Source organism: Sphingomonas lenta (genome assembly GCF_002288825.1).
GTDB lineage: Bacteria > Pseudomonadota > Alphaproteobacteria > Sphingomonadales > Sphingomonadaceae > Sphingomonas > Sphingomonas lenta.
In genome coordinates this window covers 85913-93244 of the sequence record NZ_NSLI01000006.1, presented here as the reverse complement: position 1 = coordinate 93244, position 7332 = coordinate 85913, and the positions used below count along the sequence as shown (strand labels likewise).

The following is a 7332-nucleotide window of genomic DNA, read 5'->3' as shown; positions in this document are numbered from 1 at the left end:
CGCGGAAGATCTCCGGGTCGGTATGCTCGTGCTGAAAGGCGTGGGCGACGCGCGGCAGCAGCCGCTCGCGCGCGTACGCATGCGCGGTGTCGCGGATCATGCGCTCGTCGTCACTCAGCTGCTCGTCCAAGAGGAAAGGGTCATCCCACTCGAACCGGCCCATGGTCGCCATTTCACCTGCTCCTTTGCGGTTCGGAGTTGGGCCGGGGCGGGCGGATTGTCCACCCCTAGAGCGAGGAGCGGACGTTCAGGAGCTCGGGGAAGAAGCGCTGCTCGACGACCTTGGCGAGATAGGGCACGCCCGCGGTGCCGCCGGTGCCGCGCTTGAAGCCGATGACGCGCTCGACGGTCTTGAGGTGGCCGAAGCGCCAGATTTGGAAATGGTATTCGAGGTCGACGAGCTTTTCCGCCAGCTCGTACAGGTCCCACCAGCGTTCCGTGTCGGCGTAGACCTGGGTCCAGACGGCCTCAACCTCCGGCGACGGGTCGAGCTGCGTCGACCAGTCGCGCTCCAGCCGTTCGGGCGGGACGGGGAGGCCGTTGCGGTCGAGGAGGCGGAGCGCTTCGTCGTAGAGGCTGGGTCGGGTGAGCTCGTCGCGCAGCGCGTCCTGGAGCTCGGGCTCGACGTCGAACACCTTGACCATGCGGGGGTCGCGGGCGCCCATGACGAACTCCAGGCGGCGATACTGGTCGGATTGGAAGCCGGAGCTGCCGCCCAGGCCGCCGCGCATCCGCTGGTAGTCGGCGGGCGTCATGGTGGCGAGCACCTCCCAGGACTGGATCAGCTGCGCCTGGATGCGCGACACGCGCGCCATCATCTTGAGCGCAGGCGCGAGGTCGTCGGCGGCGATGCGGCGGCGCGCCTCGTCCAGCTCGTGGAGCATGAGCTTGATCCACAGCTCGGACGCCTGGTGGATGGTGATGAACAGGAGCTCGTCGTGCGTGCCGGTGCGCGGGCTCTGCAGGTCGAGGAGCTCGGGAAGGCGGAGGTACGAGCCGTAGGTGAGGGGACGGGTCATGGCCGCGACCCTACTCGCCCAAGAGGTGGAGCGCGAGTTGGCGGTCGTGCGGGCGGCGGCGGTGCTCGAACAGGTACACGCCTTGCCAGGTGCCGAGCGTCAGGCGGCCGCCGATGAGCGGGATGGAGAGCTGCGTGTTCGTGAGCGCGGCGCGGAGGTGCGCGGGCATGTCGTCGGGGCCCTCGTCGTCATGCTCGTATTCGGCCGACTCCGGCGCGATGCGGGCGAAGTAGCGTTCGAGGTCGCGCCGCGCCGCGGGGGCGGCGTTCTCCTGGATGAGGAGCGAGGCGGAGGTGTGGCGGATGAACACCGTCAGCAGGCCTTCGCGCATGCCCTGGTCGGCGACCCAGGCGGTGATGCGGTCGGTGACCTCGTGCAAGCCTAGGCCGGGAGTGCGGACAGAGAGTGTAGTAGTGGACTGGCGCATCGGGTGATAACGCCCGAGTAGAGGGAGAAGCCCATGACCGAGCTGCGTGACGAGGCGATCCGGCTGTACGACGCTTATACGCACGAGCATCTCGACCGGCGGCGGTTGCTGCGCGAGATGACGGCGCTGGCGGGGTCGGTCGCGGCGGCGGAGGCGCTGATCGGGGCGATCGGGGTGTCCTCGGCGGCGGCGCAGATCGTATCGGCGGCGGACCCGCGGCTGCTGACCGCGCGCAACATCAACGAGTTCGCGGGAAGGCCGCTCACCAGCTACGCCGCCTGGCCACGCGATCCGAAGGCGGTGCGCGGCGCGGTGCTGGTGATCCACGAGAATCGCGGGCTTAACACCCATATCGAGGACGTGACGCGGCGCGTGGGGCTGGAGGGCTTCGTCGCGGTCGCGCCCGACTTCCTGTCCGCGCAGGGTGGGACGCCGGCCGACCCCGACAAGGCGAGGGCGATGATCGGGCAGGCGGACTACGACTTGCTGCTCGCCCAGGCGACCGGTGCGCTCGACTTCATGAGGAAGGTGCACGGGGACCGTGCCAAGACGGGTGCGATCGGCTTCTGCTGGGGCGGGGCGTTCGTGAACCGGCTGGCGGTCGCGGCGGGGCCGAGGCTTGCGGCCGGCGTCAGCTATTACGGCCCGGCGCCCGCGCCGTCGGAGGCGGCTAAGGTGCAGGCGGCGATGATGATCCACCTGGCGGGCAACGACAGCCGCGTGAACACGACTGGCTTGCCCTGGATCGAGGCGCTCAAGGCCGCAGGCAAGGAGGTCGAGGGCCACGTCTATCCCGGCGCGGAGCACGCGTTCAACAACGATACCTCGGCCGAGCGGTACGACAAGCAAGCGGCCGACCTGGCGTGGCGACGGACCGTCGCGTTCCTCCGTCGCGAGCTTGACGCGTGAGTTGATCTATGTTCCCCTTCCGTTCCGTACGAATCAGGGGAGATCAACGATGGCCGACTTGACGCTCTACACCAACCCGCACTCGCGCGGGCGGATCGCGCGCTGGATGCTCGAGGAGGTGGGCCAGCCCTATGACGTGGAGGTGCTGGGTTACGGCGGTACGATGAAGGCGGCGGAGTATCTGGGCGTCAATCCGATGGGGAAGGTGCCCGCGATCGTCCATCACGGCCAGGTGGTGACGGAGACGGCGGCGATCTGCGCCTACCTCGCCGACGCCTTCCCGGAAGCCGGCCTCGCGCCCGAGCCGCACGAGCGGGCGGATTACTATCGCTGGATGTTCTTCGCCGCGGGGCCGGTCGAGGCGGCGGTGACCAACCATTCGATGAAGGTCGTTCCCGACGAGAAGCAGCAGACGATGGCCGGCTACGGCAATTTCGAGCTGGCTATGCGTGTGCTGGAGAGCGCGGTGGCGAAGCACCCGTACGTCGCGGGCGACCGGTTCACGGCGGCGGACGTCTATGTCGGCTCGAGCATCGGCTGGTACACGCGCTTCGGCATCATCCAGCGCAACGCGGCGTACGATGCGTATCTGGAGCGGATCGAATCGCGGCCGGCGTTCAAGCGCGCGAACGAGCTGGACGACGCCGCGGCGGCGGAGATGCAGAGCGCGGCGTGATACTGAGTTCCTCCCCCGCTTACAGCGGGGGAGGGGGACCGATCGCGTAGCGAGTGGTGGAGGGGGAGCGACGGGATGCGGTTAAAAGGGTGGGCCGGTACGCAGAGGCAAACGAAGCAGCTTCGGCGTGAGATGAGCCTGCCGGAGGTGCTGTTGTGGCGGGAGTTGCGGAAACGGGAGGTACGCTGGCGCAAGGGGCATCCTGCCGGGCCATACACGCTGGATTTTTACTGCGCGCCTGCGTTGTTGGCGGTCGAAGTTGACGGCGAGGCCCATGGGCGTGACGACAGGCCGGAGCGGGACGCGGTCCGCGATGCTTGGCTGGAGGAGCGCAAGGTCAGGGTTCTACGCATAGCCGCGCCGGACATCCTCCGTGACTTAGATGCGGTGCTGCGGTTCATCCTCGCCGAGAGCGCATCCCGTCGTTCCCCCTCCACCAGCTTCGCTGGTCCCCCTCCCCCGCCATAGGCGGGGGAGGAATTTAGGAGCGTCGCCCGGGCAGCTCGCGCATGATGCGGTCGCGCTCGGCTTCGCCCGTGCTCGTCCAGCGGGCGATCTCGTCGAGGGTGCGGGCGCAGCCTTCGCAACGGCCATCGGCGGCGATGCGGCAGATGTTGACGCAGGGGCTCGCCACCCGGACGGGGGCGACGCGCTCGACGACCATCAGGCGGCCGTGGTGAGCGCGACCTGGAGGAAGTCGGGGACCGGGCCGTTCCAGCCCTCGTCCGGGCCCCCGTCCTGATTGGTGTCGCGATCGCGATGCCGGTCGCGTCCGCGGCGGTCCGTACGGTCGTCGCGCGGCGGGCGGTCCTCGCGGTAGGGGCGCTCGGCGCGGGGCTCGCGCTCCTCGCGAGGGGCACGGGCTTCGCGCTCGGGACGCGGCTTGCGCTCCGGCCGCTCCTCGCGCGCAGGCCGGTCGCGGCGGCGCGATGGGCGCTCGTCGCCTTCGGCCGGGGCGACCTCGATCCGCTCGATCTTCTGACCGGTCAGCTTCTCGATATTGTCGATGTTCTCGGCGTCGTCGGGCGCGACCAGCGTGTAGGCGGTGCCCGTCGCGCCCGCGCGGCCCGTGCGGCCGATACGGTGGACGTAGTCGTCGGGATGCCAGGGCGCGTCGAAGTTGAAGACGTGGGACACGCCCTTGATGTCGAGCCCGCGCGCGGCGACGTCGGAGGCCACGAGAATGTTGATGTCGCCGCGCTTGAACAGGTCGAGCTCGGCCAGGCGCTGCGGCTGCTCCATGTCGCCGTGGATCTCGCCCGAGCGGAAGCCGTGGCTCTTGAGCGACTTGTTGAGCTCGCGCACCGTCGTCTTGCGGTTGGCGAAGATGATCGCGGTGCGCACGTCCTCCTGCGCCAAGAGCTGGCGGAGCACGCGCCGCTTCTCGAACGACTGGCCGCCCACGGGCACGAGCAGCTGGCGGATATTGGTGTTGGTGGACGCGGGACGCGCCACCTCGATCGTCTTGGGGTTCGACAGGAACCGGTCCGCCAGCTTCTTGATCGGCGGCGGCATGGTCGCGGAGAAGAGCAGGGTCTGCCGGTTGGCGGGCAGCTTGGTGCAGATCTCCTCGATCTGCGGGATGAAGCCCATGTCGAGCATCCGGTCCGCCTCGTCGATGACGAGCATGGAGCAGCCGGTGAGCAGGATGTTGCCGCGCTCGAACAGGTCCATGAGGCGGCCGGGCGTGGCGATGAGCACGTCAACGCCCTTCTCCAGCGCCTTGACCTGGTCGCCCATCGACACGCCGCCGATGAGCAGCGCCATGGAGAGCTTGTGGTTCTGGCCGTACTTCTCGAAATTCTCGGCGACCTGCGCCGCGAGCTCGCGCGTGGGCTCCAGGATCAAGGAGCGCGGCATGCGCGCGCGGCTGCGACCATGGGCGAGGATGTCGATCATGGGCAGCACGAAGCTGGCGGTCTTGCCCGTGCCCGTCTGGGCGATGCCGATGATGTCGCGCATCATCAGCACGGACGGGATGGCCGACGCCTGGATCGGCGTAGGGTCGGAATACCCTGCGTCGGTGACCGCTTGCAGCAGTTCGGGGGATAGGCCGAGATCGGCGAAGCTCATGCAGTTGTCCGGATAAGCGAGGGCGTGGCGCGACGTGCGCGGCCCCGAGCGCTAGGCGGAGCGCTCGCGGAAATAGGGTTGAAAGTCAAGTTCAAGGGGTGTCTGCGCGCCGTCTATACTTGCTCGTCACCCCGGACTTGATCCGGGGTCCATGCGCGGCACCTCCGTTCGCCAAAGCGCTTTCGAGTATGCGGACGCGCGTGGATGCCGGATCAAGTCCGGCATGACGGGAGAGGGGAAGGGGTGCGAGGTCTACCTCTTTACCTCCAACCGCCGGAACCCGTCGATCGGGCACTTGGTCCCGTAGCGCGTGCGGATCAGGTCGCGGTCGGCGCAGATCATGCCGTCCGCCGACGGCTTGAGGTAGAAGCCGCGGACGAAGTCGAGGCCGCGGCAATCGTCCTCCAGCAGCGCGCGCACGCGCTTGCCGCCGCGCAGCACCAGGTCGAGCCGGTCGCGCTCGCTCACCAGCGCGCCGGCGAGCTCGCCCACGGGGACGCAGCGCGGGCCCTTCTTCTCGACCCACTCAACCGGCCTGGGCGGGGCGGGCGGCGCCATGCGCGGCACGCGCACCATGGTGCGCTGGCGGATCGTCAGCTGCGCCAGCTCCCAGCGGTCGCCGATGGGGGGCGAGGCGGGGGCGGCGAGCGCGGACAGGGCCAGGAGTGACGCGGCGCGGAACATGGATGGTCGGCTGGTACCGCAATCTGTTGAATGGGTGATGAACTTTGACGCTTATGCTAGCCGCGCACGTCATGACAGGCTTCCTCGACCTGCTCCGCGCCGAGCTGCCCGATCGTGCGATCGTCACCGATCCGGATCGGATCGCGCCCTGGCTGACCGACTGGCGTGGGCGGTATCGGGGCCGGGCGGCGGCGCTGGTCGAGCCGGCGACGACGGCGGAGGTCGCGGCGGTGGTCCGCGCGGCGGCGGCGACGCGCACGCCGGTGGTGCCGCAGGGCGGGAACACGGGCATGGTCGGCGGCGCGACGCCGGACGAGGAGGGCGGGGCCGCGATCCTGTCGCTCCGGCGGCTCCACCGCATCCGATCGATCGACGCGGACGCGAACGTCGCGGTCGCCGAGGCGGGCGTGGTGTTGCAGATGCTGAACGACAGGGCGCTGGAGCGGGAGCGGCGCTTTCCCCTGACGCTCGGGGCGCGTGGGTCCGCGACGATCGGGGGCCTCGTGTCCACCAACGCGGGCGGGACGCAGGTGCTGCGCTTCGGGACGATGCGCGGGCTGGTGGCGGGCGTGGAGGCGGTGCTGGCCGACGGTTCGGTCCATGACGGGCTGGCGGCGCTGCCCAAGGACAATCGCGGCTACAATCTCGACCAGCTGCTGATCGGCGCGGAGGGCACGCTCGGAATTGTCACCGCAGCGGCGCTGAGGCTCGTGCCGGCGGTCGCGGCGCGTGCGGTCGCCTGGGCGGGGCTGCGCTCGCCCGAGGTCGCGATGGCGCTGCTGCGGCACTGCCGGTCGCACACCGACCGGATCGAGAGCTTCGAGATCATGCCGGCTGAGTCGCTCCGCGCCGTGCTCGCGCACCTACCCGCCGCGCGCGCCCCGCTCGCGGGCGAGCATCCCTGGCACGTGCTGATCGAGGCGACCGCGCCCGATTTGGACGGTGAGGCGCCGACGGCGCTGCTCGAGCGATTGCTCAGCGACGCGTTGGAGGCGGGGCTCGCCGATGATGCCGTGGTCGCCGCGAGTGAGGCGCAGGCGGACGCCTTCTGGACGATCCGCGACTCCATCTCCGCGGCCGAGCGCGCGCAGGGGCCAGCGACGCAGCACGACATCTCCGTGCCGGTGCCCGCCATGCCGCGCTTCATGATCGATGCCGCCGCCGCGTGCGAGGCGCGCTTCCCCGGCTGCCACGCCAGCGGGTTCGGCCATTTGGGCGACGGCAACGTCCATTTCCACGTCCGCGCGCCGGCGGGCGTCGATCCGGACCGCTGGTACAGGGACACCGCGCCGGAGGTGACGCGCTTCGTCCACGACCTCGTGACGGCGGCGGGCGGCTCCATCTCCGCGGAGCACGGGATCGGGCAGATGAAGCGCGACGAGCTCGCGCGTCTTCTGCCCCCCGCGCGCCTCCGCGCCATGCGCGCGATCAAGGCGGCGCTCGATCCGCTGGGCATCCTCAACCCGGGCAAGCTGGTCCCGCTTGCGCCCGGCCCGGACCGACAATAGGAACACGGCCCGTCCGGCGGCGCGGCCGCCATCCCT

Annotated in this window: 9 protein-coding genes and 1 pseudogene; 4 read left to right on the top strand and 6 right to left on the bottom strand. The window is 69.9% G+C overall.

What is annotated here, in order from left to right; genetic code table 11:
- From CKY28_RS19165 to CKY28_RS17320, 3 genes and pseudogenes are all read right to left on the bottom strand, one after another.
- Positions 1-172: pseudogene (locus CKY28_RS19165) on the bottom strand (acyl-CoA dehydrogenase); the annotation flags it as partial.
- 55 nt (positions 173-227) lie between these two features.
- On the bottom strand, positions 228-1019 hold the full coding sequence (locus CKY28_RS17325; RefSeq protein ID WP_095999646.1) for a tryptophan 2,3-dioxygenase: 792 nt from the start codon (positions 1017-1019) through the stop codon (positions 228-230).
- Between the two features lie 10 nt (positions 1020-1029).
- Entirely contained in the window at positions 1030-1446 is a 417-nt protein-coding gene (locus tag CKY28_RS17320; protein ID WP_095999645.1) for a secondary thiamine-phosphate synthase enzyme YjbQ, read from the bottom strand.
- Positions 1447-1479: 33 nt separating this feature from the next.
- Here CKY28_RS17320 and CKY28_RS17315 point away from each other — a divergent pair, with 33 nt between their 5' ends.
- From CKY28_RS17315 to CKY28_RS17305, 3 genes are all read left to right on the top strand, one after another.
- Positions 1480-2355, top strand: coding sequence for a dienelactone hydrolase family protein (locus CKY28_RS17315; RefSeq protein WP_095999644.1), 876 nt, complete (start codon positions 1480-1482; stop codon positions 2353-2355).
- Positions 2356-2404: 49 nt separating this feature from the next.
- Positions 2405-3031 carry a glutathione S-transferase family protein gene (locus tag CKY28_RS17310; RefSeq protein WP_095999643.1) on the top strand — a complete coding sequence of 209 codons (627 nt, stop codon included), beginning with the start codon at positions 2405-2407 and terminating at the stop codon, positions 3029-3031.
- Positions 3032-3106: 75 nt separating this feature from the next.
- The gene (locus CKY28_RS17305; RefSeq protein ID WP_095999642.1) at positions 3107-3499 is read left to right on the top strand and encodes an endonuclease domain-containing protein; all 393 of its coding nucleotides are present in this window, start codon (positions 3107-3109) and stop codon (positions 3497-3499) included.
- Positions 3500-3512: 13 nt separating this feature from the next.
- Here CKY28_RS17305 and CKY28_RS17300 read toward each other — a convergent pair whose 3' ends face one another.
- The 3 genes from CKY28_RS17300 to CKY28_RS17290 form a co-directional block, all read right to left on the bottom strand.
- Positions 3513-3695 (bottom strand): DUF1289 domain-containing protein, encoded by a 183-nt coding sequence (locus tag CKY28_RS17300; RefSeq protein ID WP_095999641.1) that lies wholly within the window; start codon positions 3693-3695, stop codon positions 3513-3515.
- Entirely contained in the window at positions 3695-5104 is a 1410-nt protein-coding gene (locus CKY28_RS17295; protein WP_095999640.1) for a DEAD/DEAH box helicase, read from the bottom strand. The genes CKY28_RS17300 and CKY28_RS17295 overlap by 1 nt, the downstream gene beginning before the upstream one ends.
- Before the next feature lie 252 nt (positions 5105-5356).
- Positions 5357-5788: a hypothetical protein gene (locus tag CKY28_RS17290; RefSeq protein ID WP_095999639.1), complete on the bottom strand. Its 432-nt coding sequence runs from the start codon at positions 5786-5788 to the stop codon at positions 5357-5359.
- A gap of 53 nt (positions 5789-5841) precedes the next feature.
- Between CKY28_RS17290 and CKY28_RS17285 the strand changes: the two genes are divergently transcribed.
- Positions 5842-7296, top strand: coding sequence for an FAD-binding oxidoreductase (locus CKY28_RS17285; RefSeq protein WP_095999638.1), 1455 nt, complete (start codon positions 5842-5844; stop codon positions 7294-7296).
- Positions 7297-7332 lie beyond the last annotated feature (36 nt).

What these genes read in the sequence shown, in the direction of transcription:
- CKY28_RS17325 (WP_095999646.1), bottom strand. Translation starts at nt 1,019, where the DNA reads ATGACCCGTCCCCTCACCTACGGCTCGTACCTCCGCCTTCCCGAGCTC.
- CKY28_RS17320 (WP_095999645.1), bottom strand. Translation starts at nt 1,446, where the DNA reads ATGCGCCAGTCCACTACTACACTCTCTGTCCGCACTCCCGGCCTAGGC.
- CKY28_RS17315 (WP_095999644.1), top strand. Translation starts at nt 1,480, where the DNA reads ATGACCGAGCTGCGTGACGAGGCGATCCGGCTGTACGACGCTTATACG.
- CKY28_RS17310 (WP_095999643.1), top strand. Translation starts at nt 2,405, where the DNA reads ATGGCCGACTTGACGCTCTACACCAACCCGCACTCGCGCGGGCGGATC.
- CKY28_RS17305 (WP_095999642.1), top strand. Translation starts at nt 3,107, where the DNA reads ATGCGGTTAAAAGGGTGGGCCGGTACGCAGAGGCAAACGAAGCAGCTT.
- CKY28_RS17300 (WP_095999641.1), bottom strand. Translation starts at nt 3,695, where the DNA reads ATGGTCGTCGAGCGCGTCGCCCCCGTCCGGGTGGCGAGCCCCTGCGTC.
- CKY28_RS17295 (WP_095999640.1), bottom strand. Translation starts at nt 5,104, where the DNA reads ATGAGCTTCGCCGATCTCGGCCTATCCCCCGAACTGCTGCAAGCGGTC.
- CKY28_RS17290 (WP_095999639.1), bottom strand. Translation starts at nt 5,788, where the DNA reads ATGTTCCGCGCCGCGTCACTCCTGGCCCTGTCCGCGCTCGCCGCCCCC.
- CKY28_RS17285 (WP_095999638.1), top strand. Translation starts at nt 5,842, where the DNA reads ATGCTAGCCGCGCACGTCATGACAGGCTTCCTCGACCTGCTCCGCGCC.